Origin of the sequence: Rhodopseudomonas sp. NSM, assembly GCF_052445935.1 — a bacterium.
Taxonomy (GTDB): domain Bacteria; phylum Pseudomonadota; class Alphaproteobacteria; order Rhizobiales; family Xanthobacteraceae; genus Rhodopseudomonas.
In genome coordinates this window covers 35,573-60,716 of record NZ_JBQTCH010000007.1, presented here as the reverse complement: position 1 = coordinate 60,716, position 25,144 = coordinate 35,573, and the positions used below count along the sequence as shown (strand labels likewise).

Genomic DNA, 25,144 nt, shown 5'->3' with positions numbered 1-25,144 from the left:
GCACGCATGGCCGGACATTCCCAATTCAAGAACATCATGCACCGCAAGGGCAAGCAGGATGCCCAGAGGTCCAAGGCGTTCAGCAAGCTGGCCCGCGAAATCACCGTCGCCGCCAAGCTCGGCACGCCGGACCCGGCGATGAATCCGCGGCTGCGCGCCGCCGTGATCGCCGCCCGGCAGGAGAACATGCCGAAGGACAATATCGAGCGCGCCATCAAGAAGGCGATCGGCGGCGACAGCGAGAATTACGACGAGATCCGCTATGAGGGCTACGGCCCCGGCGGCGTCGCCGTCATCGTCGAGGCGCTGACCGACAACCGCAACCGCGCTGCCTCCGACATCCGCTCCTACTTCACCAAGTCCGGCGGCAACCTCGGCGAAACCGGCTCGGTGTCGTTCATGTTCGACCGCACCGGCGTGATCGAATACGACGCCGGCGTCGCTTCCGCCGACGACATGCTGGATGCGGCGATCGAGGCCGGCGCCGACGACGTGCTGTCGTCCGAGACCGGCCACGAGGTGTTCGCCTCGCAGGACACCTTCCGCGACGTCGCCAAGGCGCTCGAAGCCAGGTTCGGCGAGGCCCGCAAGGCGGCGCTGATCTGGAAGCCGCAAAACACCGTCGCGGTCGACGACGAGACCGGCGAGAAGCTGTTCAAGCTGATCGATCACCTCAACGATCACGACGACGTCCAGAACGTCTACGCCAATTTCGAAGTGTCTGACGCGCTGATGGCGAAGATGGCGGGCTGATCTGCCGCCGATGCCTTCGCACCGCGTAGGCAACACCATCCACCGTCATCGCCCGGCTCGACCGGGCGACCCAGTACCCCGGAGCGTTCACGGTTGGAGCGTGGCCGCCGCTGCGGCCAAACGCCGGTGCTCGGGGATACCGGATCCCCGCATTCGCGGGGATGACGTGGTGGGGATGACCCCGCCCGCCCACCGCGTTTCTGTTTCGTTCACGTCTGTATGGCGTTATCACTGCGCCATGACGATTCCGCCGATTCGCACCGCCGTTCGTATCCTGGGGATCGACCCCGGCCTTCGCCGCACCGGCTGGGGCGTGGTCGAGAGCGACGGCAATCGTCTGGTGTTCGTCGGCTGCGGTTCGGTTGAACCCAAAGACACGCTGCCGCTGGCGGAGCGGCTGCTGGCGATCCATCGCGGGCTTGAAAAGGTGCTGGCCGACTACGCGCCGGCCGAGGCCGCGGTCGAGCAGACCTTCGTCAACAAGGACGGCGCCGCCACGCTGAAGCTCGGCCAGGCGCGCGGCGTGGCGATGCTGGCGCCGGCGATGCACGGCATCCTGGTCGCCGAATACGCGCCGAACCAGGTCAAGAAGACGGTGGTCGGCGCCGGCCATGCCGACAAGACCCAGATCCAGATGATGCTGAAGATCCTGCTGCCCAAGGCCGACCCGCGCACGGCGGATGCCGCCGACGCGCTGGCCATCGCCGTCACCCACGCCCACCACCGCGTTGCCGCGCAGCGGCTGAAGGCGGTGGGGGGATGAGCGTGTTCATCCGCGGAACCAGCCCCGAGCACAGCGAACCCCCTCTCCCGCTTGCGGGAGAGGGCTGGGGTGAGGGCGACGCGGGCTCAGTGCCCGCGGACCCCCACCCCCGACCCCGGATCAAGTGCGGGGCAGGCTCCCTCCCCGCAAGGGGGAGGGGAGAAGAGGGCGCCCCATGATCGGCAAGCTCAAAGGCGTCATCGATTCCTACGGCGAGGACTATGTCGTGCTCGACGTCCACGGCGTCGGTTATCAGGTGCATTGCGCCAGCCGGACGCTGCAGGCGCTGCCGGCGCCCGGCGAGGCGGCGACGCTGTCGATCGAGACTTACGTGCGCGAGGATCAGATCAAGCTGTTCGGCTTCCGCACCGATACCGAGCGCGAATGGTTTCGGCTGCTGCAGACGGTGCAGAGCGTCGGCGCCAAGGTGGCGCTGGCGGTCCTGTCGACGCTGCCGCCGAACGACCTCGCCAACGCCATCGCGCTGCGCGACAAGGCCGCGGTGGCGCGCACCCCCGGCGTCGGCCCGAAAGTCGCCGAGCGCATCGTCACCGAATTGAAGGACAAGGTGCCGGCGCTCGGCAACGTCGATCCGGCGGTGGTGCATCTGTCCGGCGCGCTCGACGATCACCGCGCGCCGCGCCCGGTGACGGACGCGATCTCGGCGCTGGTCAATCTCGGCTACGGCCAGCCGCAGGCGGCCGCCGCGATCGCGGCGGCGTCCCGCGCCGCCGGCGACGACGCCGCCACCGCGCAACTGATCAAGCTCGGCCTCAAGGAGCTGTCGAAGTGAGTATCACCGATGCCGACCGCGACCTGATCGCCAACGCGACCCAGGCGATCACCAAGCGCTATCGCAACGACTGGCAGGAAGTCGGCGCAGCACTTCTGACGCGCACCGGCAAGCGCTTCGTCGCGGTCAATCTCGATGCGTATCTCGGCCGGATGGCGGTGTGCGCCGAAGCGGTCGCGCTCGGGCAAGTGATTACCGAATTGGGTGACGCCGGCATCGACACCATCGTGGCGGTGCGCCACCCCAAGCCGCACGAGACCGATCGCGAGGTCCGCGTGGTCTCGCCCTGCGGCGCCTGCCGCGAACTGATCTGGGACTACGACCGGGGCGCCCGCGTGCTGGTGCCCGGCCCCGACGGCGTCGTCGAAGCCGTCGCGATCAGCGATCTGCTGCCGAACAAATACAGCCGGGAGCGGGTGTTGTGAGGGCTGCGCTGATGATGGCCGCTGCGATCTCCCCGCGCACGGCGACCCCCCTCTCCCGCCTGCGGGAGAGGGTTGGGGTGAGGGCGACGCGCACGGAACCTCCGACCCGCCGGGAGCCCTTCCCCCACCCGGATCGCTTCGCGATCCGACCTCCCCCGCAAGCGGGAGAGGTTGCGCCGTGCCTGGGGAGGGGAGACCATCCTCAACTCGCTCACCATGCTATCCTCGCGCCATGACCGACCCCTCCCGCCTCGTCACCCCCGAGCGCCGCGGCGACGATCTCGGCGATGCGGCGTTGCGGCCGCAGAACCTGTCCGAATTCGTCGGGCAGGAGAAGGCGCGCGCCAATCTGCAGGTGTTCATCGACGCTGCGAGGAAGCGCAAGGAAGCGCTCGACCATGTGCTGTTCGTCGGGCCCCCCGGCCTCGGCAAGACCACGCTGGCGCAGATCGTCGCGCGCGAACTCGGCGTCGGCTTTCGCGCCACTTCCGGCCCGGTGATCGCCAAGGCCGGCGATCTGGCGGCACTGCTGACCAATCTCGAAGAACGCGACGTGCTGTTCATCGACGAGATCCACCGCCTCAGCCCGGCTGTGGAAGAAGTGCTGTATCCGGCGATGGAGGATTTCCAGCTCGACCTGATTATCGGCGAGGGGCCGGCGGCGCGCTCGGTCAAGATCGAGCTGTCGAAATTCACCCTGGTCGGCGCCACGACGCGCGCGGGCCTGTTGACCAATCCGCTGCGCGATCGCTTCGGCATTCCGGTGCGGCTGAATTTCTACACGATTGAAGAGCTCGAGAGCATCGTGCGGCGCGGCGCCCGCGTGCTCGGCACCGGTATCACCGCCGACGGCGCCAACGAGATCGCCCGCCGCGCCCGCGGCACGCCGCGCATCGCCGGGCGCCTGCTGCGCCGGGTCCGCGACTTTGCGTCGGCGGCCGATGCCGAAGCGATCGACCGCGAGATCGCCGACCACGCGCTCGGCGCGCTCGAAGTCGACGCCGCCGGCCTCGACGCGATGGACCGGCGTTATCTGTCGACCATCGCGCTGAACTATGGCGGTGGCCCGGTCGGCGTCGAAACCATGGCGGCGGCTTTGTCGGAGCCGCGCGACGCCATCGAGGACATCATCGAGCCCTATCTGATCCAGTGCGGCTACCTGCAGCGCACCCCGCGCGGCCGCCTGCTGACACCCCACGCCTTCAAGCACCTCGGCCTCGCCGAGCCCGCCCGCGAGCCGGGCCAGTTCGGGCTGTTCGGCGGGGAGGGGGACTAGCCATGATGGCGGCGGATCTGCTCGATCGGATGCGCCGCAATCCGGCCGCGGACTGGACATCGCCGATGTCGAGAAGGTCTGCCGCGATCACGGCTTGCTGTTCCGGGCCGGCAAGGGGTCGCACTGCCACGCCAAACACCCGGCCGCGACCGAAATCCTGACGATCCCGGCGCGCCGGCCGATCAAGCCGGTCTACATCCGCAAATTCGTGCACTATATTGAGGAGCACGGAGGCTCACGATGAAGCTCGAATACAGCGTGCAGATCGACCCCCTGGGCGAAGCCGATGGTGGCGGCTATCTCGCGACGGTCCCTCAACTCCCGGGCTGCATGTCCGACGGCGCGACACCCGAGGAGGCGCTGAAGAACGTGCAGGAGGCGATCGGGTCCTGGATCGAAGCCGCCAAAGAATGGAAGCGGGACGTGCCGCAGCCAGCGCCGCCTTTGGCGCGGGTTGGGTGAGGACATGTCACGTCGGTGACAAAGCGTTCCGGTTTGCCGTGGTTGCAACAACTGTTATGAGCTCACCATGACGTCGACCATCGAAAGAGCCGTCGAAGCGCTGGAGGCGATGCCCGACGACATGCGCGAGCATGCGGTGGCCCGTCTTGTCGAGCAGGCGGAGAAGTTCCGGGCCCTTAAGGCGGCAATCGACGAAGGAATGGCTGACGTCGCTGCCGGGCGTGTGGTGGCCTGGGATCCCGAAGACATGCTGCGCCGGGTGCGCAAGCCGTGAAGCGCCAATGGAAGTCGTTATTGCCATTCGCGCTCGCTCCGATATCGTAGCAGCCGCGTCGTACCTCGCTGAGCGCAGTCCCCAAGCCGCGCAGCGGCTGATCGATCAGATTGATCATCGTTTTGAAGAACTGGCTCGCTTTCCGATGCTGGGCCCCAAGAGGAGCGACCTCGGTCCGTCGATCCGGGCGCTTCTCATCGGCAATTTGATTGCATTCTATGTGATCGAACCGAGGTGCATCGTTGTCGTTCGCGTGCTCGACGCCAGAATGAACATCGACGAGGAATTCCGTGAGTCATGATCCGGAAGCTTGCGTCTCAATTCGGCGTTGCTTCGCGTTCGGTCCTCGCGCAATACATGTCGAGGCCGCCGCGGACTGATCGCGGCACTCGCCTTCCACTCTCGACAAGTGCTTGTGCCCTCTTATGAATAGCTTATCTCTCCATCTCGACGGCGCCATCATCGACGGCGCCCATCACATGCAGGTCCGCGTCTATTACGAAGACACCGACTTCTCCGGCATCGTGTACCACGCCAACTATCTGCGCTTCATGGAGCGCGGGCGGACCAATTATCTGCGGCTGCTCGGCGCGGCGCAGAGCGAATTGTTCGCGGAGGCCGAGAGCGAGACGCCGGGCTTCGCCTTCGTGGTGCGGGCGATGCAGCTCGATTTCCTGAAATCGGCCAAGATGGACGATCTGCTCGACGTCATCACCCGCCCCGTAGATGTACGTGGCGCGTCGATCACCATGCAGCAGGAGATCAGGCTCGGCGATCAACTGCTGATGAAAGCCGGCGTCAAGGTCGCCTTCGTCTCCGGCGGCCGGGCGCGTCCGATCCCGCTACCATTGCGGGTGGCGATGAAGGCCGACGTCGCCTGATCCCGGGCGCGGCTGCGCTCGCATTCGAGGGCGGACGGAATTTCTGTCATCATTCGATGCGATCAGACGTTCATGATCTCGCGCCGTCAGTTTCTGAAATGGTTCGCCGGGCTCGGGCTGTCAGGCGCGGCACTGGCCGGCTACGGGTTCCTCGTCGAGCCGCTGCGGTGGCCGGCGATCACCCGCTATCAGGTAAATCCCGGGCCTTGGCCTGCAGGTCTGACGCTCAAGATCGCCGTGATCGCCGATATCCATGCCTGCAATCCATGGATGACCGACGAGCGGATTCGTTCGATCGTCGCCACCACCAACGGTCTCGGCGCCGATCTCATCGTTCTGCTCGGCGACTATTCGGCGGGCCATCATTGGGTGCTCGGCAGCGTCGACTCGCTGGATTGGTCGGCTTCATTGGCCGAGTTGAGGGCGCCGCTCGGGGTCCATGCGATTCTCGGAAATCACGATTGGTGGGACGACAGGGCCGCGCAAGCAGCCGGAACTGGTCCGACCTACGGGCGCCTTGCATTGGAGCGGGTGGGAATTCCGGTGTACGAAAACGACGTGGTGCATCTGACCAAGGATGGCCAGACCTTCTGGCTCGCCGGTCTCGGCGACCAACTAGCGTTCTTGCCATCGCGACATCGGCTTCCCGGCCGTCGCCTCGGCGTCGACGATCTTGCTGCGACAATGGCGAAAATTCCGCCGCTCGAACCGGTGATCCTGCTGGCGCACGAGCCCGACATCATGGCGCAGGTTCCGGATCGCGTTGCCCTGGTGCTGAGCGGCCACACCCATGGCGGGCAGGTCCGCATCCTCGGTTGGTCACCGATCGTGCCGTCACGCTACCGAAATCGTTATGCCTATGGCCACGTGCGCGAACAATGTGATCTGATCGTTTCGGGCGGCTTGGGTTGCAGCATTGTCCCGTTCCGTTTCGGCGTACCGCCGGAGATTGTCGTCGTCACCGTCGGCGGGGCCGCCGCGACGACCTAGCGGTAGCATGAGTGCGGCGCAACTCTCTATTCGTTTTGTGCTGACGTGACGCTTCGACCAGGAAGTGCGCGGCTCGACTCCGCGCAAAACTACCAGCGTAGCTTCCGATACCCTCGCGTCGGTTTTGGTGCTATCGGTGACGCCTAACTTCCGAGCTCATTCATGACAGACTCAGCACCATCGTCCCTGCATCGGATCGTCATCGTCGGCGGCGGCGCCGGCGGGCTCGAGCTCGCCACTGCGCTCGGCGATAAATACGGCAAGTCCGACAATGTCCGCGTCACGCTGGTCGATCGCAGCCGCACCCACATCTGGAAGCCGCTGCTGCACGCGATCGCCGCCGGCTCGCTGCGGCGTTCGCAGCACGAGCTGAACTATCTGGCGCAGGCGCACTGGCATCATTTCCATTATCGCCTCGGCGAGATGGTCGGGCTCGACCGCGCCGCGAAGACCATCACGCTCGGCCCGGTGATCGACGAGGAAGGCCGCGAGATCAATCCGGTCACCACCCTCGGCTACGACACGCTGGTGATCGCGGTCGGCAGCGTCACCAATGATTTCGGCACGCCGGGCGCCAAGGACTACGCGGTGCCGCTGGAGACGCCGGAACAGGCGACGCGGTTCAATCGCCGCATGGTCAATGCCTGCCTGCGCGCGCAGCATCAGCACGCCCCGATCGCGCCCGGCCAGCTCCACGTCGCGATCATCGGCGCCGGCGCCACCGGCACCGAACTCGCCGCAGAACTGCACCACACCGCGCGCGAAATCATCGCCTACGGGCTCGACAAGATCGATCCCGAGCACGACCTCAAGATCGTGCTGATCGAGGCCGCCGATCGCATCCTGCCGGCGCTGCCGCCGCGGATTTCGCAGGCGACGCTGAAGCTGCTGCTGGATCTCGGCGTCGAGGTGCGGACCAGGGCGCGGGTCGCCGAGGTGCTGGCCGACGGCATCCGGCTCGCCGACGGCGAGGTCGTTCCTTCGGAGCTGGTGGTATGGGCCGCCGGCGTGCGCGCGCCGGATTTCCTCAAGGAGATCGACGGGCTCGAGACCAACCGCATCAACCAGCTGGTGGTCCGGCCGACGCTGCAGTCGAGCCGCGACGACGACGTGTTCGCGCTCGGCGATTGCGCCGCCTGCGCGATCCCCGGCTACGAAAACAACATTCCGCCGCGCGCCCAGGCCGCGCATCAGGAAGCCGAGTTCATGCTGGCGCAGATCGAGAGGCGGCTGAAGGGCGAAGCGCTCGGCGAATTCCAGTACCGCGATTTCGGCTCGCTGGTGTCGCTCGGCAAATACTCGACCGTCGGCAGCCTGATGGGGTCGCTGGTCAGCAAGAGCTTCATGATCGAAGGCTATTTCGCCCGCTTCATGTACCGCTCGCTGTACAAGATGCACGAGGCGGCGCTGTACGGCCGCGGCCGGACGCTGCTCAGCACGCTGTCCGGCAGCACCCGGCCGACGCCGACGGTGAAACTGCATTGAGCCTGTTGCGACGCGTGGTCCGCCGCAACGACTGATTTTGGTCCGCATCGAGCGGGAAGCGAATGCCCGTGGCGCGCGGGACACACGCGATCCTCTGTCACATGAATCCCGCGGGAGCCGCGGCGCGGGTCGGATAGATTGCCCCGCGCGTGTGAAATGATTCGAGCCACAACACCGGGAGGACAGGCGCGTGGGTGCAAGCAACGAGACGCCGCGCAATGTCGCGATCGGCCCCGGCGAGCGTGATCTGCGGCTGGATTTCCTGCGCGGCCTCGGCCAGTGGATGATCTTCATCGATCACATTCCCTACAACGTGCTGAGCTGGTTCACGTTGCGCAATTACGGCTTCTGCGACGCCGCCGAGTTCTTCGTCTACATCTCCGGCTATTCGATCGGCTTCGCCTATGGCCCGGCGGTCAAACGCGGCGAAATGGTCGCCGCGATCAAGCGGCTGTGGACCCGCGCGGCGCAGCTCTATGTCGCGCACGTGTTCCTGTTCCTGTTCTTCACCGCGCAGATCGCCCGCGCGGCGCGGCGTTTCGACAATCCGATGTACAAGGACGAGTTCAACGTCGCGCAGTTTCTCGCCAACCCCGACATCATGATCCAGCAGGCGCTGATGCTGAAATACAAGCCCGTCAATCTCGACGTGCTGCCGCTGTATATCGTGTTCGTGGTCGCGGCGCCGCTGGTGCTGTGGGGACTGCTGCGCCGGCCGCACTGGACGCTGGCGGCGTCCGGCCTGCTGTATCTGGTGTCGCGCCATTTCGGCTGGAACCTGCCGTCGTTCCCCGACGGGCATTGGTACTTCAACCCGTTCGCCTGGCAGTTCCTGTTCGTGTTCGGCATCTGGTGCGGCTTCGGCAACGGCCCGAAGGTGCGCCCGTGGGTGAAATCCTGGCCGAACCAGACGCTGTCCTGGACGATCGTGCTGGTCGCCTTCGTGATCGCGATGTCGTGGAATTTCGAGGCGCTCTACGGGCTGGTGCCGGAGTCCGTCGGCAAGCTGATCTATCCCATCGACAAGACCAGCCTGGCGCCGCTGCGGCTGATCCATTTCCTGGCGCTGCTCACGATCGTGGTGAAGCTGCTGCCACCCGATCTGCCGGCGTTGCGCTCGCGGCGGCTGCACCCGATCATCCTGTGCGGCCAGCGCTCGCTGCCGGTGTTCTGCGTCGGCGTGATCCTGTCCTTCACCGCGCACTGGATTCTGGTGCAGATCTCCGGCGGCATCGCGATGCAGATCTTCGTCAGCGTCGTCGGCATCGGCCTGCTGGTCGCCGTCGCGTGGATCGCGACCTGGTATCGCAATTTGCCGACGCTGTTCACCGTGCCGGTGACGATGCCGGTGGAGGACGAGGCGAAGCCGGCGGAGACGAAACCGCGCGCTTGACTCGCTGTACCGATCGGTACAATCTTCGCCGCAGCTCATCCGACGTGGAGATATCGCGATGTCGCGCCCGCCATTGCCGCCGTTCACCCGCGAGACCGCCGCGCAGAAGGCGCGGATGGCCGAGGACGCCTGGAATTCCCGCGATCCCGTCAAGGTGTCGCTGGCCTATACGCCCGACAGTCGCTGGCGCAATCGTGGCGAGTTCTTTCAGGGCCGCGAGGCGATCGTCGAGTTCCTCACCCGGAAATGGACGAAGGAGCACGACTACAGGCTGATCAAGGACCTGTGGGCGTTCGACCGCAATTTCATCGCGGTGCGGTTTCAATACGAATGGCACGACGATGCCGGGCAGTGGCATCGCTCCTATGGCAACGAGCAATGGGAGTTCGACGACGCAGGCCTGATGCGCCGCCGCGAGGCCAGCATCAACGACGTCGCGATCAAGGAAACCGAGCGCCGCTTCCACTGGCCGGCGCCGGGCCCGCGCCCCGCCGACGTGCCGGGCCTCGCGGCCGAGCCGTATTAGCAGCGAGCGCCGCATCATGTGCAACAGGCCCACACCCTCACTCCGTCATGCCCGGGCTTGTCCCGGGCATCCACGTTCTTCGGCGCGCGCGACCGGAAAGACGTGGATGCCCGGGACGAGCCCGGCCATGACGGGGGTGGGATGACCGATCGCGCCGCGCTGCTGCCGCTGCTCGGCGAGGTGTTCCGCGCCCACGGCTACGAGGGCGCGTCGCTGGCGCTGATCTCGCAGGCGACCGGGCTCGGCAAGGGCAGCCTGTATCACTTCTTTCCGGGCGGCAAGAAGCAGATGGCAGACGAGGTGCTGGCCGAGATCGACGGCTGGTTCGAGACCAACATTTTTGCGCCGCTGCGCGACACCGACGATCCTCACGCCGCGATCGCCGCAATGCTCGCCGGCGTCGACGATTACTTCCGCTCCGGCGCCCGCGTCTGCCTGGTCGGCGTCATCGCCCTCGGCCACGCCCGCGACGACTTCGCCGCGCCGGTGAACGATTACTTCGCCCGCTGGCAGGATGCGCTCGCCACGGCGCTGCGTCGCGCCGGGCTGAGCGCGCCGCTCGCGCGCAAGCGCGCCGAAGACGCCGTGCTGACGATCCAGGGCGCGCTGGTGCTGGCGCGCGCCCGCGACGACGCGAAGGTGTTCACCCGCGCGCTGGCGGAACTGAAAGTAAGGTTGCTGGCTTAGACGTCTCGTTCGCCTCGCCGTGAAGCCCTTCAACGAGCACCGCGCAACCCTTCCCCCCTGCGGGAGAGGTCGGATCGCGCAGCGAGCCGGGTGAGGGCACTCCCATCCGCGGATCGCAGACTCCGTGCCCGGCTCGCCCTCATCCCGGCCCTCTCCCGCAGGCGGAAGAGAGGGCAGGCGGTGCCCGCGGGGTCCGCCGGAAATTGTCGCCGCCGCTGTCGGCTGCGCCGCGCTCCGTTCGTCCTGCGGAGACTCATCAGCCAGGAGACTCCCATGACCGCCCCGCAGACCGTCACCCCGCATCTCGTCGTCCGCGACGCCAGTGCGGCGATCGATTTCTACAAACAGGCGCTCGGCGCCAGCGAGGCGGTGCGGATGCCGGCCGAGGACGGCAAGCGGCTGCTGCACGCCGAGATCCAGGTCGATGGCGCGCGGATCTTTCTCGCCGATCATTTTCCGGAATATTGCGCCCAGCACGGCGACGAGGCGGTGATGCCGCCGAACGAACTGAAGGGCACCGCGGTGACGATGCATCTCGAGGTGCAGGATTGCGACGCCGCGGTGGCGCGGGCGAAAGCGGCCGGCGCGATCGTGACGATGGAACCGTGGGATGCGTTCTGGGGCGCGCGCTACGCCCGGATCGTCGATCCGTTCGGCCATTCCTGGAGCTTCGCGCATCCGCTGGCGACGTAATCGTCATTGCGAGCGCAGCGAAGCAATCCAGAAAAGCGGGCGCCGCGCTGGATTGCTTCGTCGCGGCGCTCCTCGCAAGGACGGATCCGCCGGGCTTGGCCGCTGCAACTTTGTCGGCCATGCTGGCGGGCCACGACGACGGCCGTTCGTCGCGCAGTCAGGGAGATCAGTCCGCATGCTCTATGCCATCCTTTGCTATCACGACGAGGATTTCGTCGGCTCCTGGAGCCGGGAGGAGGACGCCGCGGTGATGCAGAAGCTGGCCGTCGTGCACGGCAAGCTTTCGGAAGCCGGCCGGCTCGGCCCGGTGGCGCGGCTGCTGCCGACCACGGCGGCGACCACGCTGCGCAAGGATTCGGAGCCGGCGGTGGTGATCGACGGCCCGTTCGCCGAAACCAAGGAACAGTTGCTCGGCTTCTACGTGGTCGACTGCGCCGACCTCGACGCCGCGCTCGACGTCGCGCGCGATCTCGCGAAGGCCAATCCCGGCGGCGCCTATGAGATCCGCCCGATCGGCCTGTTCATGCCGGGGACGGCGCAGCCATGACCGACCTCGCCTGGATCGAGACCGCGATCACCGCGGCGCGGCCCCAGGCGATCGGCGCGCTGCTGCGCTATTTCCGCGATCTCGACACCGCCGAGGAGGCGTTCCAGAACGCCTGCCTGCGCGCGCTGAAAGCCTGGCCGCAGAACGGCCCGCCGCGCGATCCCGCCGCATGGCTGATCATGGTCGGCCGCAACGTTGCGATCGACGACATCCGCCGCGGCAGGAAGCAGCAGCCGCTGCCCGACGACGAACTGATCTCCGATCTCGACGACGCCGAGTCGGCGCTGGCCGAGCGGCTCGACGGCTCGCATTATCGCGACGACATCCTGCGGCTGCTGTTCATCTGCTGCCATCCCGAACTGCCGCCGACCCAGCAGATCGCGCTGGCGCTGCGCATCGTCTCGGGGCTGACCGTGCCGCAGATCGCGCGGGCGTTTCTGGTGTCGGACGTGGCGATGGAGCAGCGCATCACCCGCGCCAAGGCCAAGGTGGCGCGCGCGCGCGTGCCGTTCGAAACCCCGGGCGCGCCGGAGCGTAGCGAACGGCTGGGCTCGGTGGCGGCGATGATCTACCTGGTCTTCAACGAGGGCTATTCCGCCTCCGGCGACACTGCGGGAATCCGCGCGCCCTTGTGCGAGGAGGCGATCCGGCTGGCGCGGCTGCTGCTGCGGCTGTTTCCGTCCGAGCCCGAGATCATGGGGCTGACCGCCTTGATGTTGCTGCAGCACGCCCGCGCGCCGGCGCGGTTCGATGCCGGCGGCGAGATCGTGCTGCTCGACGATCAGGACCGCAGCCTGTGGAACGCGAAATTCATCGCCGAGGGGCTGGCGCTGATCGACAAGGCGATGCGCCATCGCCGCACCGGGGCGTATCAGATCCAGGCGGCGATCGCCGCTCTGCATGCCCGCGCCGCCCGGCCCGAAGACACCGACTGGGCGCAGATCGATCTGTTGTACGGCTCGCTGGAGATCCTGCAGCCGTCGCCGGTGATCACGCTCAACCGGGCGGTCGCGGTGTCGAAAGTCCGCGGCGCCGACGCCGCGCTGGCGATGATCGCGCCGCTGGAGGACAGGCTGTCGAACTACTTCCATTATTTCGGCACCAAGGGCGCGCTGCTGCTGCAACTGGACCGCCGCAATGAGGCCCGCACCGCCTTCGACCGCGCCATCGCGCTGGCGCGAACCACCGCCGAGGCCGCGCATATCCGCATGCATCTCGATCGATTGTCGCGCGAGAGCGAGGCGGTGAGTTCGTAGTCACGAGCCGCGCGGGCGCCGACTCTGCAGTGGCAATCCGTAGGGTGAGCGGCGCGCAGCGCAGCCCACGCGGCCGCATCCTTCGAGGCTCGCCCAAGAGGGCGAGCACCTCAGGATGACGCTGTGCTTGTTGTGAGCCTCGCAACAAGGACGCCGTCATCCTGAGGCGCGAGCGTAGCGAGCCTCGAAGGATGCTGTCCTGCGCCGCTCACGGCGCCGGCTTGCCGCCGCGGCGGCGCGCCAGCCGCTGCACGCCGGCCCAGTCGGACCGCGCCAGCGCCTCCTTCTTGGCGCGGCTCCAGCCCTTGATCTGCCGCTCGGCGGCGATACCGTCGGTGATGCGGTCGAAATGCTGCGACCAGACCAGCGTCACCGGGCGACGGACGAAGGTGTAGCCGGGGTAGGCGCCGGCATTGTGCTGATCGATCCGCGCGGACAGATCGTCGCCCGTCGCGCTGCCGACGTAGTACGATGCGTCGGAACAGCGCAGCATGCAGACGTAGATGCCCATCGCCGAGTCCTTCGAAGCTGGCTTCGCAGCATAGAATGAGCCGGCCGGATCAGCTGTCAATCCGTAGCTGCGCGGTGCACGGGCTGATCGTGCGCGGCCGCATCCTTCGAGGCTCGCCCAAGAGGGCGAGCACCTCAGGATGACGATGCTGTGCCTGTCGATGGCCCGCGCAACAAACCCCAACGTCATCCTGAGGCGCGAGCGTAGCGAGCCTCGAAGGATGCTGATCTGTCGCTGGCGCACCAGCGAGCCTCGAAGCGTCATCCTGAGGTGCGAGCGAAGCAAGCCTCGAAGGATGGGCGGGCGGGAAGAACTACCCGTTCCGCCGTTCGCCGCGCAGCGTCGGCAGGCCGATGCCGGCGGCGTCGAAGCCGCCGTCGACGGCGAGGATCTGCCCGGTGATGTAGCTGGCGCGGTCGCTGCACAGGAAGTGGATCGCCTCGGCCAGCTCCTGTTCGAGGCCGTAGCGGCCGAGCGGAATGGCGTCGTGATAATCGGCGCGGATCGCCGGCGTGTGCACCGCCCTGGCCATCGCGGTCTCGACCGGGCCGGGCGCGACGCCGTTGACGCGGATGCCGAGGCAGGCCAGCTCGACCGCGCATTGCTTGGTCAGATGCGCGAGGCCGGCCTTGCTGGAGCCGTAGGCGATCCGCAGCGTCGACGCCCGCAGCGCCGAGATCGAGGTGATGTTGACGATCGCGCCGCCGCCACTGTCGCGCAGCAGCGGCACGGCGGCCTGGATCACCAGGAACGGCCCGGTGAGGTTGACGTCGATCACCCGTTGCCACTCCGCGGGCGTGGTCTCCATCAGTGGCTTGAACACCGCGACGCCGGCATTGTTGACCACCGCGTCGAGCCGGCCGAACCGCGTCGCGATCGAACCGACATGGCGCGTCACCGACGCCTCGTCGGCGACGTCGCAAGGCAGTCCCAGGGTCCGCTCCGGCAGCGCCAGTGCGTCGATCGCCGCGCGCAGGCCCTCGCGATCCACATCGAGCAACGCGACGCGCCAGCCGTCATCGAGAAAACGGCGCGTCGTGGCCAGGCCGATGCCGCGCGCGGCGCCGGTGACGAGGGCGACTTTGGACGAAGGGGGCGTCATGGATGGTCCTGTGAAACGGTGGGTAGCCAAGAATCCGATACCACAACCGGAATGACGGCGGGCAAAGCCGTGCCGCACGAACCGCATTTTCGCATGCGCCGCGCTCAGGAACCAGTTGCTGACATCAGGATTACACCAAAACGAAATAGACAAACCTGCGCGTTGCACGCAACGCATTCTGATCGGAGGCAGTCACCATGGAAGACGAACTCACGCAGCGTATCCGTCATCGTGCCCGCGAGAAGTGGGAGCTGGCCGGTTACCCGGAAGATCGCAGCGAAGAATTCTGGCTGGAAGCGGAAAAGGAAGTCCGCGGCGAGCAGGAGACCTATAGCGAGCTCAAGGCCGATCCGGGCGTCACGACGAACAGCTGAGCGCCGACTCCAGATCCCGCCGACGCCAGATCCCTCGGACACTGTGCCGAACCCCGTCGTCGCAGGCGTGACGACGGGGTGCATCGCTGTTGAAAGTTCCGTCGTTGCTGCGCCGGCGATGCAGATCGCTGCTTCGCCGCTCAGCCGATCACATTCTTGATCGCCGCCAGAAGCTCCTGGAACGGCTCCGTGCAGGCGGCGTCGGTTGGCGATTGCTGCATCACATCGTAGATCTTCGGCACCAGCTGCACAGCCTGATCGAGTTCACCGTCGCGGCCGGCCTGATAGCCGCCCATCAGGCGCAGGTCGCGGGTATCTTCGAACCGCGCGATCATCGCCCGCAACTTCCGCACCAGCACGCGCTCTTCCTGCGACCACACCTGCTGCGCCAGGCGGGACACCGACGACAGCACGTTGACGGCGGGATAGCGCCCCTGATCCGCCACCTCGCGGTCGAGCACGACGTGGCCGTCGAGCGTGCTGCGCACCGTGTCCGCCACCGGCTCGTTGTGGTCGTCGCCATCGACGAGCACCGCGAACACGCCGGTGATCGAGCCTTTTCCGTCGATGCCGGGGCCGGACCGCTCCAGCAGGCGCGGCAATTCGCTGAACACGCTGGGCGCATAGCCGCGCGCGACCGCCGGCTCGCCGGTGGCGAGCGCGACTTCGCGGGCGGCGTGAGCGAATCGCGTGACCGAGTCGACGATCAGCAGCACCGATTCGCCGCGATCCCGGAAGTACTCGGCGATCGTCGTTGCGGTCTTCGCCGCCTCGCGCCGCATCATCGGGCTTTCGTCGCTGGTCGACACCACGGTGACCGCGCGGTCGCGATGGGCGCTCAGCGCGTCTTCGAGGAACTCGTTGACCTCGCGGCCGCGTTCGCCGACCAGCGCGGTCACCACCGTATCGAATCCGGAGCTCTTGGCGATCATCGACAGCAGGGTGGTCTTGCCGACACCGGATCCGGCGAAGATGCCGATCCTCTGGCCGAGGCACAGCGGCGTGAACAGGTCGACGACGCGGACACCGGTTTTGAGCGGCGCGCGCACGCGGCTGCGGCTCATCGCCGGCGGCGGATTGACGTCGGTCGACATCACGCGCTCGCCGGCGGCGAGCGGGCCGGCGCCGTCGAGCGGTTGGCCCAGCGCGTTGACGACCCGGCCCTTCCAGTCCGGATGCGGTGACAACGTCTTCGGCGGCAGCCGGTAGGCGACCAGGCCCAGCCCTGCCGCGATATGCGACTCGAACGGTTTGGCGGTCACGCCGTTGCCGTCGATGCGGACCACCTCGCCGAGCTGCAGCCCGTCGCCGGTGTCGAGTCCGATCAGTTCCCCCAGCCGCACGAAACGCGACAGGCCAGACACCCGATAATGGGTCGGCGTGACCTCGGAGACGGTGCCTCCGACCCGTACCGTCGGCACGTCGTGCCGCAGCGAGGCCAGCGTGGCGTCGAGCCGTTCCAGCGCGTTCATGCCGCCCCCGCATTCAGCCGCAAGCCGCTATCCCTTGGCCGGTTCGCCGAGCGAGCGGATGGCGTTCTGTAGCGTGCCTTCCGAATTCTCGATCATCGAACTCACCCCCTGAAACGCCCGCGACACCGTGATCAGGGCGGTCATCTCCGACAGCGCATCGACGTTCGAGGCCTCGACGAATCCCTGCTGAAAGCCGGTTCGGGTGAAGTCGATCACGGCCGTCGCCGGGCGATCCGGGATCACGCCGGAATTGGCGAAGCGCTGCAGCCTGGCGTCCGCCGGAATGTCGAACAGGCCGAGCACCCCGACCTGGAGGTTGCGCTGCGAGATCGTGCCGTTGCGCGCGATGGTCAGCGGCCCGCCATCGGGATCGACGATGATCGGCGTGCCGCCGGCGCCGAGGGCGGGATAGCCGGCGACGGTCTGCAGCTCGCCATTGGTCCCGATCTGCAGCCGGCCGTCGCGGGTGTAGGCCGGCCCGGACGGGGTGGTGAAGCCCAGCCAGGTGTCGCCGACCACCGCGACATCGAGGTTGTTTCCGGTCTGGGTCACGCCGCCCGCCTTGCGCGAGATGAAATTGTTGCCCGACGAGGAAAATGCGACCGGCTGCGTCCCGGCGCGCGACAACGCGGTCTCGAACTTGACCGCGTCGGCCCGGAATGCCGCCGTCTTCATGTTCGCCATGTTGTTGGCGATGGTTTCCAGCCGCTTTTCGATCGCGACCTGGCCGGACAGGCTGACGTAGAGGGCTGATTGCATGCTGTGTCTATCTTCCGAGCTTCAAGCCTTGCAGGCTGGTGAGAATGCGGGCGCTCAGTCCGAACTCGATCGGCTGGCCGGTGAGGATCTGCGGCGCGGCCGCGGACGTCGCCTGGTTGTTTTCGACGTCCCACATCACCGAGAAGCGCTGCAGGAAGGTCCGTAGCTTGGCCGGGTCCTGGAAGTCGGCGAAGTCGACCTTGGCCTCGATCATCGCCGCCTGCTTGTCGATGTCGGCCATTGCCGTCAGCGGCGAGATCCCGAATGCGGTCTGGACCACCTGCAGCAGCGCCTTGTCGGACAGGATCTGGTAGGCGGTCTTGATGGTCGGGGCCTTGCGCTCGAAATACAACGCCAGCCGCACGCCTTCGTTGTCCTTGCCGGCGTCCTCCTCGAGCGACTGCCGGATGTATTTCTCGGCGGTCCCTGTGGTCGCGCCGGTGGTGTTGGTCGCCTGCTCGCCCAGCGACGCGAAATTGAAGGCCGCGGCAAAATCGCGATAGCGCGTGTCGACCAGCTTGTTGGCGAAGCTCGACGAATCCGAAATTCCTTCAGTCAGCACCTTGCGCAGGAAAGCCTTGGCGTAGGTCATGTCCGACAGCCCGTGGGCCTTCATCGCATAGGAGAACAGCCGGTAGTCGCCGATGAAATCGTCGATCGATTTCACGTCGCCGATGTGGGTCAGATAGTATTTCGTGTCGCGCGACACGTCCGGCTTGTCCGCGGTCCGCTGCAGCGAACGGGTGATGTCTTTGGTGACGAGTTGGTAGTTGACGATGGTCGAGACCATGACGTGCCCTTCCTCGAAATCGGCGAACGAGGCCGGATGCGAAGCTCCGTCGTCAAGCTTGCGCGGGCCTGTCGCCGCCGATGTCAGCTTCGAGCAAGATTCGTCGCCTAGTTGATTCGGACCAGTCCGGAGCGAATCGCTTGAGCATCTTGTTCGGTACCATCATCACCTTCGCCAGCCTGCTGGGCGGGTTCACCGCATTGGGCGGGCACATCAGCGTGATCTGGCAGCCATGGGAGTTCGTCATCATCGGCGGCATGGCGCTCGGCACCTACATCGTGGCCAATCCGTGGAAGGTGGTGCTCGACAGCGGCGTCGCGATCAGGCAGGCGCTGACCATGTCGGTGCCGAAGCAGCGCGACTACCTCGATGTTCTCGGCCTGCTGCATTCGCTGATGCGGGAAGTCCGCAACAAGGGCCGCAACGAGGTCGAGGCGCATATCGACGAGCCGGAGTCCTCCGAGATCTTCACCGCGTTTCCGACCGTGCTGGCGAATGAAGCCCTGACCAGCTTCATCTGCGACTACTTCCGCCTGATCGTGATGGGAAGCGCCAGACCGCACGAGATCGAGGCGCTGATGGACGAAGAGATCGACACCATCGTCCGCAGCAAACTGAAGCCCTACAGCTCGATGATGATGGTGGCGGAGGGGCTTCCGGCGCTCGGCATCGTGGCCGCGGTCCTCGGCGTCATCAAGGCGATGGGTGCGCTGGATCAGTCACCCAAGCTACTCGGCGGCCTGATCGGCTCGGCGCTGGTCGGCACCTTCGCGGGCATCTTCCTGTCCTACAGCCTGGTCGCGCCGCTGGCGGCCAAGATCAAGTCGGTCCGCGAGCAGCAGTGTCGCATGTACATCATCGTCAAGCAGACGCTGCTCGCCTTCATGAACGGCGCGCTGCCGCAGATCGCGATCGAGCACGGCCGCAAGATGATCGGGTCGAACGAGCGTCCGTCGATCGACGTGGTCGAGAGCGAGACGATATCCGGGGCGGCCAAGAAGGGTGAAGCCCCGACGCCGGCCGCGCGCGCAGCGGGAGCCTGAGGTGGACGTGAAATCGGGACAACCGGACCAGGCCTCGGATCAATTGCTCGGCGCAGCCGGGATCTCGGTCGAGCGCATGCCGATGCTGCATGTGGTGTTCGACCAGATGACCAATCTGTGCGCGGAGAGCCTGCGGTCGATGTCGCCGTCGCAATCCTACTTCTCGTTGAGCGGCGTCGCCAGCGACCGCCTCTCCGACATTCTCGATCGTCACGAGGGCGAGGCGATCGCCGCGGTGTTCTACGCCCAGGCCTGGGACGCCAGGATCCTGATCGGGTTCGATCGCGATTTCGTCTACACGATGATCGAGTTGCTGTTCGGTGCCGACGGCGCCGAGCCGCCGCTGGACATGCCGCGGGTGTTTTCCAATGTCGAGCTTCACGTCGCGCAGGTGCTGTTCGAGCGCTTCGGCAAGGCGCTGAAGACGTCGTTCTCCCGCGTCGCCGACGTCACCTTCGATCTCGAACGGGTCGAGACGCGGATGGACTATCTGGCGATCGGCCGGCTCAACAACATGGCGGTGTGCGCCAACATCCTGCTTCAGGCGCTCGACCGCGGCGGCGAGATGTTCATCGCAATTCCCCACGGGGCGCTGAATCCGATCCGCACGGTGCTGTCGCAGATCGTCTCGGGCGAGTCGGTGTCCACCGATCCGAACTGGAGCCGCCAGCTGCACAGCGAGATTCAGCGCACCGAGGTGGTGCTGAAGGCCGTGCTCGAAGAGCGGGAGTTCACGCTCGGCGAAGTCGCGCACTTCCATGTCGGGCAGGTGCTCAAGCTCAACGCGACGCCGAAGACGATGGTGCGTCTCGAATGCAACGATCAGCGGCTGTTCTGGTGCCAGCTCGGGCAACTCGACGGCGCATACTCGCTGCAAGTCCAGGAATCGGCGGATCAGAAGCGGGAGTTTCTCGATGGCATCCTATCTCGTTGATCTGATCCTGTTGACCGCGCTTCTGTTCACCAGTGTCCGCGTCACCAGAATGCACCGCGAACTGGTGCGGCTGCGCAGCGCCCAGGCCGAATTCGCCTACGTCTTCGGCAAGACGTCGGAGGCGATGGACGAGATGGTCGTCCGGGTGCGCGACTTCGGCGACGAGGGGAAGCAACTCGTCGGCCTGCTCGGTGACCGGATCGAGCAGGCGCGCGCGACGATCGCCGAGATGAACGCGGAGCGGGAAATGTCGGGTGGGTGAGGCGCTGACCCCGGAGGCGCTGCCGGCGCCGGCGCGCCGGCGGGACTATCATCGAGAAAGCAGGTGACATGAAGCAATCGTTTGAAGTCGATCTCAACAACGCCGCGACGGCGGCCGGATCCGATGCGAGCAGGCCCGACGGCGCCTCGTTCGGCAAGCTGGCGGATCTGGCGGCGCGCGCCGCCGAAGAAACCAGCCGGCTGACCAACCTCGATTCGATTCTGCGAATTCCCGTCACCGTCCAGGTTCTGCTCGGCTCCGCCGTGATGCCGGTCGCCGATCTGATGAAACTCGGACGCGGCGCAGTGATCCCGCTCGATCATCGCGTCGGCGAACCGGTCGAGGTCGTGGTCAACGGCAGGATCGTGGCGCGGGGGGCGGTGGTCGTGGTCGAGGACGAGAACTCCCGGTTCGGCGTGTCGCTGACCGAAATCGTCGGGGGAATCGCCGGCGATGCCATGGCCTAGCGAGTTACAGTGATGGCCATCAATCCGCCCGCCAAGACCGCCCCCGACGTCAAATCGCTGAGCGGCACCGCGAAGGTCGCGGTGTTGCTGCTGGCGATGGGTCGGGAGCTGTCCGGCACGGTGCTCAAGCAGTTCGATCCCGACGAGATCAAGATCGTCACCCGGGCGGCGTCCGAACTGACGCCGATTTCGACGCCGGAGCTCGAATCGATCATCGAGGAGTTCGCGCAGAATTTCACCGCGGGCCCGAACATCTCGGCGACCGTGGGCGAACTCGAACAACTGCTGGCCGGCGTTCTGCCTGCTGAGCAGATCTCGGATCTGATGTCCGAGGTGTCGGGCAACAAGACCAAATCGGTCTGGGAGCGGATCTCGTTCGTATCGGAGAGCCTGCTCGCGAACTATCTGCTCAAGGAGCATCCGCAAACCGCCGCGCTGATCCTGTCGCGCGTCAAGCCGGCCTGCGCCGCGCGGGTGATGAGCCATCTGCCGGGCGATATCCGGCACGGCCTGATGCGGCGGATGCTGAGCCTGAAGCCGGTCGTCGAGGATGCGATGAGCATCATCGAAAAGACCATGCACGAAGACTTCATGATCAATTTCGAGCGCAATCTTGCCGCCGACACCTATCCGCGCATGGCCGACATCATCAACAAGATGGAGCGAGCGCAGATGGAGGAATCGCTCAAGAGCCTCGCCGAGTCCCGGCCGAAATCGGCGGAGATCCTGAAAGGGATGCTGTTCACCTTCGACGACATCGTCAATCTCACGCCCAAGGCGCGCATGCTGATCTTCGATCAGGTTCCGACCGACCGCGTCGTGACGGCGCTCAAGGGCGCGGACGCGACGTTCCGCGAATTGATCCTGTCGTCGCTGGCCTCGCGCACCCGCCGGCTGGTCGATCACGAACTCGCCAACGGCGTTCCGGCGAACCACCGGGAAATCGTCGAGGCGCGGCGGGTCATCACCGATCTCGCACTCGAAATGGCCGGGCGGGGAGAGATCGATCTCAATCCGGACGAAGAAGACCAGCCGTTGTTCACGTGAAGCCATAGACCGTGTCCGAGGCGCCCGACAAGGAAAGCAAGACCGAGGAGCCGACGGAAAAGAAAATCCGCGACTCCGTCGAGAAAGGCAAAATTCCGGTCTCTCGCGAAGTCTCGATCTTCGCCTCGATGATCGCGCTGCTCCTGATCCAGAGCTTTCTCACCGTCGGCAACGTCCGCGGTCTCAGCGCGACGCTGGCGCGGATGATCGACGATCCCGCCGGAATCCGCATTCGCAACGGCGCGGATGCCGTCGCGTTGCTGATGACGGTCGGTGCGAGTGCGGCGCGCCTGGTAATCCCCATCGTCACGGTGCTGGCGCTGGCGGGAGTGGCGGCGTCGATCTTCCAGAACGCGCCGAATCTGGTGTTCGAGCGGATCACCCCCGACCTTTCGCGCATTTCGGTCGCCAAGGGATGGGATCGGATATTCGGAAGTCAGGGGCGCGTCGAATTCGGGAAGTCGGTGTCCAAGTTTCTCGCCATCAGCATTGTCGTCGCGATCGTCTTGCAGGCTGAGGAAACCGTTGCGGTGAATGCATTGTTCGGAGATCCGGCGGCCGTCCCGGAGCTGATCCTGTCGGCCGCGATGCGGCTGGTCTCGGCGGTCAGCATCGCGACCATCGTGCTGGTGGCGTTGGACCTCGCCTGGGCCCGGTTTCATTGGCGGCGCGATCTGCGGATGACCAAGCAGGAACTGAAGGACGAATTCAAGCAGGCCGAAGGCGATCCGATCGTCAAGTCACGGATGCGCTCGATCGCGCGCGATCGCGCGCGCAAGGCGATGCTGGCGGCGGTGCCGCGTGCGACGCTGGTCATCGCCAATCCCACGCACTACGCGATCGCGCTCAAATATCAGCACGGCGAAGACCCCGCGCCCACGGTGGTCGCCAAAGGGCAGGATCTGATCGCCTTGAAGATCAGGGAGATCGCAGAGCAGAACGGCGTTCCGGTGATCGAAGACAAGCTGCTGGCGCGCACGATGTACGACGTCGCGCAGTTGGACCGGGTGATCCCGGCCGAGTTCTATCGCCCGGTCGCGGAGATCATCTACTTCCTGCACGCGGGCCGGAAGAAGCCCGGCTCGTGAGCGGGCGCGGTGCGCCGCGAAAGATCGTCGCGCCAGCCTCGGACAAGTTTGACCGCGTATCAAGGAGCGGTCAAAGCATGAGAGGGCGCAGTGGGACCGATCTATCTGTTCGATGTCGCGTCGTCGCAGGCACACTGGTTGTCACTGCGACAGGCGGCGATCTCGTCGAATGTCGCGAATGCCAACACGCCGGGCTTCCGGGCGCAGGACATCGAGCCGTTCGCCAAGCTGCTCGACAACAGGGTGGTGCCGGTGGCGGTGACGTCGCCGATGCACATCACCACCGGCGACACCGTGCGCGCGCAGGGCGTCCGCAAGCAGGACAGTTGGGAAGTCGTGCATTCGGGAAATTCGGTCAGCCTGGAGCAGGAGATGCTGAAGGCCGGCGACATCAACCGCGACTACTCGCTGAACACCGCGATCGTCAAATCCTTCCACCGCATGTTCATGACCAGCGCGAAGGCCTGATAGGAGCCGCCGATGATTGATCCGTTGCAGGCTTCCGTTCAGATCGCGAGCTCCGGGCTCGAGGCGCAGTCGACGCGGTTGCGCGTCGTCTCGGAGAATCTGGCGAACGCCAATTCCACCGGGCGCGTCCCCGGCGCCGAGCCTTATGCGCGCAAGACCACGACGTTCACCGCCGAAATGGATCGCGCGGCCGGGGTCCGGGTCGTCAAGGTCAAGGATATCGGCGTCGACTCCGCGCCGTTCCGGACGGAGTACGAGCCCAGCCATCCCGCCGCCGACGCGAGCGGCTACGTCAAGCTGCCGAACGTCAACATGCTGATCGAGATGGCGGACATGCGGGAAACCAACCGCTCCTACGAAGCCGGGCTGCAGGTGGTGAAACAGGCGAGGTCGATGGTGTCGATGACGATTGATTTGCTGAGGGGGTCGTGATGCTGGATACGTTGTCTTCGATCGTGGACGGCGCAGGCGCCGCCAGGACGAACCAGATCGCCGCGCCGATGGCGCCGCCCGCGCCGGCGATCGGCGGCCCCGGCAGTGCGGCCGTGGGATTCGACAGGATCATGGAGCAGGTCGCGGCCGATGCGATCGGGTCGTTGAGAGCCGGCGAAGCCGCGTCGATCTCGTCGATCCAGGGCAAGGTCTCGGCCCAGCGCGTGGTCGAGGCGGTGATGTCCGCCGAACGCACGCTGCAACTGGCCGTCGCGGTCAGGGACAAGGTCGTCCAGGCCTATCAAGAAGTCAGCCGAATGGCGATATGAGGTCGGATCGATGAGAGCCCTTGCTATTGCCGCCACGGGGATGAGCGCTCAGCAGCTCAACGTCGAGGTCATTGCCAACAACATCGCCAACATCAACACCACGTCCTACAAACGGGCGCGCGCCGAATTCACCGATCTGTTCTATCAGATCGATCGCATGCAGGGCGTTCCGAACCGGGTCGGCGAGGGCGCCGTGCCGGAAGGCGCCAAGCTCGGGCTCGGCGTGCGGTCGGTGGCGGTGCGCAAGCTGCACATGCAGGGCACGTTGGCCCAGACCGGCAACACCTACGACCTCGCGGTCAACGGCCGCGGCTGGTTTCAGGTCGCCGGTCCGAACGGCTTTACGTTGTACACGCGAGCCGGATCGTTCAACACCAACGCCGACGGGCAGCTCGTCACCGCCGACGGCTACACTGTCGATCCCGCGATCCTGATTCCGCAGGGGACGGTTGAAGTCACCGTCAACGAATCCGGCGAGGTCTACGCCAAGCTCGACGGCGAGATCGCGCCGCGCCAGATCGGCCAGCTCACGCTCGCCAATTTCGCCAATCAGGCCGGCCTCGAGCCGCTCGGCGGAAATCTCTACAAGGAAACGCTCGCGTCCGGCGTTCCGGTCGTCGGCGTCCCGGGCGATCTCGGCTTCGGCAAGATCCACCAGCACTATCTGGAGAGCTCCAACGTCGATCCGGTCAAGGAAATCACCGAACTGATTTCGGCGCAGCGCTCCTACGAGATGAATTCGAAGGTGATCCAGGCGGCGGACGAGATGGCGTCGACCGTCTCCAAGGGGCTTCGCTGACCGGCGCGTCCGAAGACGGCGCGCCGAACGACAACACAGGGTCCGGCTCCGGTTTGACCGGAC

General features: G+C 66.1%; 33 protein-coding genes. 28 read left to right on the top strand and 5 right to left on the bottom strand.

The window, feature by feature from the left end:
- Positions 1 to 6: 6 nt before the first annotated feature.
- The 17 genes from ACTZWT_RS17980 to ACTZWT_RS17900 all read left to right on the top strand — a co-directional run bounded on the left by ACTZWT_RS17980 (position 7) and on the right by ACTZWT_RS17900 (position 13,204).
- Positions 7 to 753, top strand: coding sequence for a YebC/PmpR family DNA-binding transcriptional regulator (locus ACTZWT_RS17980; RefSeq protein WP_444771046.1), 747 nt, complete (start codon positions 7 to 9; stop codon positions 751 to 753).
- A 238-nt stretch (positions 754 to 991) separates the two neighbouring features.
- On the top strand, positions 992 to 1,516 hold the full coding sequence (gene ruvC / locus ACTZWT_RS17975) for a crossover junction endodeoxyribonuclease RuvC (protein ID WP_444771045.1): 525 nt from the start codon (positions 992 to 994) through the stop codon (positions 1,514 to 1,516).
- Between the two features lie 175 nt (positions 1,517 to 1,691).
- Complete coding sequence (gene ruvA / locus ACTZWT_RS17970) at positions 1,692 to 2,309, top strand: Holliday junction branch migration protein RuvA (protein WP_444771044.1); 618 nt, start codon at positions 1,692 to 1,694, stop codon at positions 2,307 to 2,309.
- Positions 2,306 to 2,734, top strand: coding sequence for a cytidine deaminase (locus ACTZWT_RS17965; RefSeq protein WP_444771043.1), 429 nt, complete (start codon positions 2,306 to 2,308; stop codon positions 2,732 to 2,734). The genes ruvA and ACTZWT_RS17965 overlap by 4 nt, the downstream gene beginning before the upstream one ends.
- A 232-nt stretch (positions 2,735 to 2,966) precedes the next feature.
- On the top strand, positions 2,967 to 4,010 hold the full coding sequence (gene ruvB, locus ACTZWT_RS17960) for a Holliday junction branch migration DNA helicase RuvB (protein ID WP_444771042.1): 1,044 nt from the start codon (positions 2,967 to 2,969) through the stop codon (positions 4,008 to 4,010).
- Positions 4,011 to 4,250: 240 nt separating this feature from the next.
- Positions 4,251 to 4,472 (top strand): type II toxin-antitoxin system HicB family antitoxin, encoded by a 222-nt coding sequence (locus ACTZWT_RS17955; protein WP_444771041.1) that lies wholly within the window; start codon positions 4,251 to 4,253, stop codon positions 4,470 to 4,472.
- Positions 4,473 to 4,539: 67 nt separating this feature from the next.
- Complete coding sequence (locus tag ACTZWT_RS17950) at positions 4,540 to 4,746, top strand: hypothetical protein (RefSeq protein WP_444771040.1); 207 nt, start codon at positions 4,540 to 4,542, stop codon at positions 4,744 to 4,746.
- Positions 4,747 to 4,753: 7 nt separating this feature from the next.
- Entirely contained in the window at positions 4,754 to 5,047 is a 294-nt protein-coding gene (locus ACTZWT_RS17945; RefSeq protein ID WP_444771039.1) for a type II toxin-antitoxin system RelE/ParE family toxin, read from the top strand.
- Between the two features lie 124 nt (positions 5,048 to 5,171).
- Positions 5,172 to 5,627: a tol-pal system-associated acyl-CoA thioesterase gene (ybgC, locus tag ACTZWT_RS17940; RefSeq protein WP_444771038.1), complete on the top strand. Its 456-nt coding sequence runs from the start codon at positions 5,172 to 5,174 to the stop codon at positions 5,625 to 5,627.
- A 72-nt stretch (positions 5,628 to 5,699) separates the two neighbouring features.
- Positions 5,700 to 6,617 (top strand): metallophosphoesterase, encoded by a 918-nt coding sequence (locus ACTZWT_RS17935; RefSeq protein WP_444771037.1) that lies wholly within the window; start codon positions 5,700 to 5,702, stop codon positions 6,615 to 6,617.
- Between the two features lie 162 nt (positions 6,618 to 6,779).
- A complete protein-coding gene (locus tag ACTZWT_RS17930) occupies positions 6,780 to 8,102 on the top strand; it encodes an NAD(P)/FAD-dependent oxidoreductase (protein ID WP_444771036.1) in 1,323 nt (440 codons plus the stop codon).
- 190 nt (positions 8,103 to 8,292) lie between these two features.
- Positions 8,293 to 9,495 (top strand): OpgC domain-containing protein, encoded by a 1,203-nt coding sequence (locus ACTZWT_RS17925; RefSeq protein WP_444771035.1) that lies wholly within the window; start codon positions 8,293 to 8,295, stop codon positions 9,493 to 9,495.
- A gap of 58 nt (positions 9,496 to 9,553) precedes the next feature.
- A complete protein-coding gene (locus ACTZWT_RS17920) occupies positions 9,554 to 10,021 on the top strand; it encodes a nuclear transport factor 2 family protein (RefSeq protein WP_444771034.1) in 468 nt (155 codons plus the stop codon).
- Positions 10,022 to 10,162: 141 nt separating this feature from the next.
- Positions 10,163 to 10,708, top strand: a complete 546-nt coding sequence (locus ACTZWT_RS17915) for a TetR/AcrR family transcriptional regulator (protein ID WP_444771033.1) — start codon at positions 10,163 to 10,165, stop codon at positions 10,706 to 10,708.
- Positions 10,709 to 10,981: 273 nt separating this feature from the next.
- Positions 10,982 to 11,401, top strand: coding sequence for a VOC family protein (locus ACTZWT_RS17910; RefSeq protein ID WP_444771032.1), 420 nt, complete (start codon positions 10,982 to 10,984; stop codon positions 11,399 to 11,401).
- Between the two features lie 175 nt (positions 11,402 to 11,576).
- The gene (locus ACTZWT_RS17905; RefSeq protein ID WP_444771031.1) at positions 11,577 to 11,948 is read left to right on the top strand and encodes a YciI family protein; all 372 of its coding nucleotides are present in this window, start codon (positions 11,577 to 11,579) and stop codon (positions 11,946 to 11,948) included.
- The gene (locus ACTZWT_RS17900; protein ID WP_444771030.1) at positions 11,945 to 13,204 is read left to right on the top strand and encodes an RNA polymerase sigma factor; all 1,260 of its coding nucleotides are present in this window, start codon (positions 11,945 to 11,947) and stop codon (positions 13,202 to 13,204) included. Before ACTZWT_RS17905 ends, ACTZWT_RS17900 begins: the two co-directional genes overlap by 4 nt.
- A gap of 208 nt (positions 13,205 to 13,412) precedes the next feature.
- Here the strand turns inward: ACTZWT_RS17900 and ACTZWT_RS17895 are convergent, their stop codons facing one another.
- Positions 13,413 to 13,715, bottom strand: a complete 303-nt coding sequence (locus ACTZWT_RS17895; protein WP_444771029.1) for a GIY-YIG nuclease family protein — start codon at positions 13,713 to 13,715, stop codon at positions 13,413 to 13,415.
- Between the two features lie 313 nt (positions 13,716 to 14,028).
- Positions 14,029 to 14,817 (bottom strand): SDR family NAD(P)-dependent oxidoreductase, encoded by a 789-nt coding sequence (locus ACTZWT_RS17890; protein ID WP_444771028.1) that lies wholly within the window; start codon positions 14,815 to 14,817, stop codon positions 14,029 to 14,031.
- 197 nt (positions 14,818 to 15,014) lie between these two features.
- Between ACTZWT_RS17890 and ACTZWT_RS17885 the strand changes: the two genes are divergently transcribed.
- Positions 15,015 to 15,191, top strand: coding sequence for a DUF2934 domain-containing protein (locus ACTZWT_RS17885; protein ID WP_444771027.1), 177 nt, complete (start codon positions 15,015 to 15,017; stop codon positions 15,189 to 15,191).
- 140 nt (positions 15,192 to 15,331) lie between these two features.
- Here ACTZWT_RS17885 and fliI read toward each other — a convergent pair whose 3' ends face one another.
- From fliI to ACTZWT_RS17870, 3 genes are read right to left on the bottom strand one after another with little or no spacing between them, the layout of a single operon-like run.
- Positions 15,332 to 16,663: a flagellar protein export ATPase FliI gene (gene fliI, locus ACTZWT_RS17880; RefSeq protein WP_444771026.1), complete on the bottom strand. Its 1,332-nt coding sequence runs from the start codon at positions 16,661 to 16,663 to the stop codon at positions 15,332 to 15,334.
- 27 nt (positions 16,664 to 16,690) lie between these two features.
- Complete coding sequence (gene flgF, locus ACTZWT_RS17875; RefSeq protein ID WP_444771025.1) at positions 16,691 to 17,422, bottom strand: flagellar basal-body rod protein FlgF; 732 nt, start codon at positions 17,420 to 17,422, stop codon at positions 16,691 to 16,693.
- A 7-nt stretch (positions 17,423 to 17,429) separates the two neighbouring features.
- On the bottom strand, positions 17,430 to 18,212 hold the full coding sequence (locus ACTZWT_RS17870; RefSeq protein ID WP_444771024.1) for a DUF1217 domain-containing protein: 783 nt from the start codon (positions 18,210 to 18,212) through the stop codon (positions 17,430 to 17,432).
- Between the two features lie 140 nt (positions 18,213 to 18,352).
- On the opposite strand from ACTZWT_RS17870, the gene motA reads away from it, so the two are divergent.
- The 10 genes from motA to flgG all read left to right on the top strand — a co-directional run bounded on the left by motA (position 18,353) and on the right by flgG (position 25,081).
- Positions 18,353 to 19,255: a flagellar motor stator protein MotA gene (motA, locus tag ACTZWT_RS17865; protein ID WP_444771023.1), complete on the top strand. Its 903-nt coding sequence runs from the start codon at positions 18,353 to 18,355 to the stop codon at positions 19,253 to 19,255.
- Between the two features lies 1 nt (position 19,256).
- Positions 19,257 to 20,189: a flagellar motor switch protein FliM gene (locus ACTZWT_RS17860; protein WP_444771022.1), complete on the top strand. Its 933-nt coding sequence runs from the start codon at positions 19,257 to 19,259 to the stop codon at positions 20,187 to 20,189.
- Positions 20,170 to 20,451 (top strand): hypothetical protein, encoded by a 282-nt coding sequence (locus ACTZWT_RS17855; RefSeq protein ID WP_444771021.1) that lies wholly within the window; start codon positions 20,170 to 20,172, stop codon positions 20,449 to 20,451. Before ACTZWT_RS17860 ends, ACTZWT_RS17855 begins: the two co-directional genes overlap by 20 nt.
- A 68-nt stretch (positions 20,452 to 20,519) precedes the next feature.
- Positions 20,520 to 20,918, top strand: coding sequence for a flagellar motor switch protein FliN (fliN, locus tag ACTZWT_RS17850; protein WP_444771020.1), 399 nt, complete (start codon positions 20,520 to 20,522; stop codon positions 20,916 to 20,918).
- A 12-nt stretch (positions 20,919 to 20,930) separates the two neighbouring features.
- Positions 20,931 to 21,965, top strand: a complete 1,035-nt coding sequence (locus ACTZWT_RS17845; RefSeq protein ID WP_444771019.1) for a flagellar motor switch protein FliG — start codon at positions 20,931 to 20,933, stop codon at positions 21,963 to 21,965.
- Between the two features lie 11 nt (positions 21,966 to 21,976).
- A complete protein-coding gene (gene flhB, locus ACTZWT_RS17840) occupies positions 21,977 to 23,053 on the top strand; it encodes a flagellar biosynthesis protein FlhB (protein ID WP_444771018.1) in 1,077 nt (358 codons plus the stop codon).
- Positions 23,054 to 23,143: 90 nt separating this feature from the next.
- Entirely contained in the window at positions 23,144 to 23,521 is a 378-nt protein-coding gene (flgB, locus tag ACTZWT_RS17835) for a flagellar basal body rod protein FlgB (RefSeq protein ID WP_444771017.1), read from the top strand.
- Positions 23,522 to 23,533: 12 nt separating this feature from the next.
- Positions 23,534 to 23,953: a flagellar basal body rod protein FlgC gene (flgC, locus tag ACTZWT_RS17830; RefSeq protein ID WP_444771016.1), complete on the top strand. Its 420-nt coding sequence runs from the start codon at positions 23,534 to 23,536 to the stop codon at positions 23,951 to 23,953.
- A complete protein-coding gene (locus ACTZWT_RS17825) occupies positions 23,953 to 24,282 on the top strand; it encodes a flagellar hook-basal body complex protein FliE (protein WP_444771270.1) in 330 nt (109 codons plus the stop codon). Before flgC ends, ACTZWT_RS17825 begins: the two co-directional genes overlap by 1 nt.
- A gap of 10 nt (positions 24,283 to 24,292) precedes the next feature.
- Positions 24,293 to 25,081 carry a flagellar basal-body rod protein FlgG gene (gene flgG / locus ACTZWT_RS17820; RefSeq protein ID WP_444771015.1) on the top strand — a complete coding sequence of 263 codons (789 nt, stop codon included), beginning with the start codon at positions 24,293 to 24,295 and terminating at the stop codon, positions 25,079 to 25,081.
- Positions 25,082 to 25,144 lie beyond the last annotated feature (63 nt).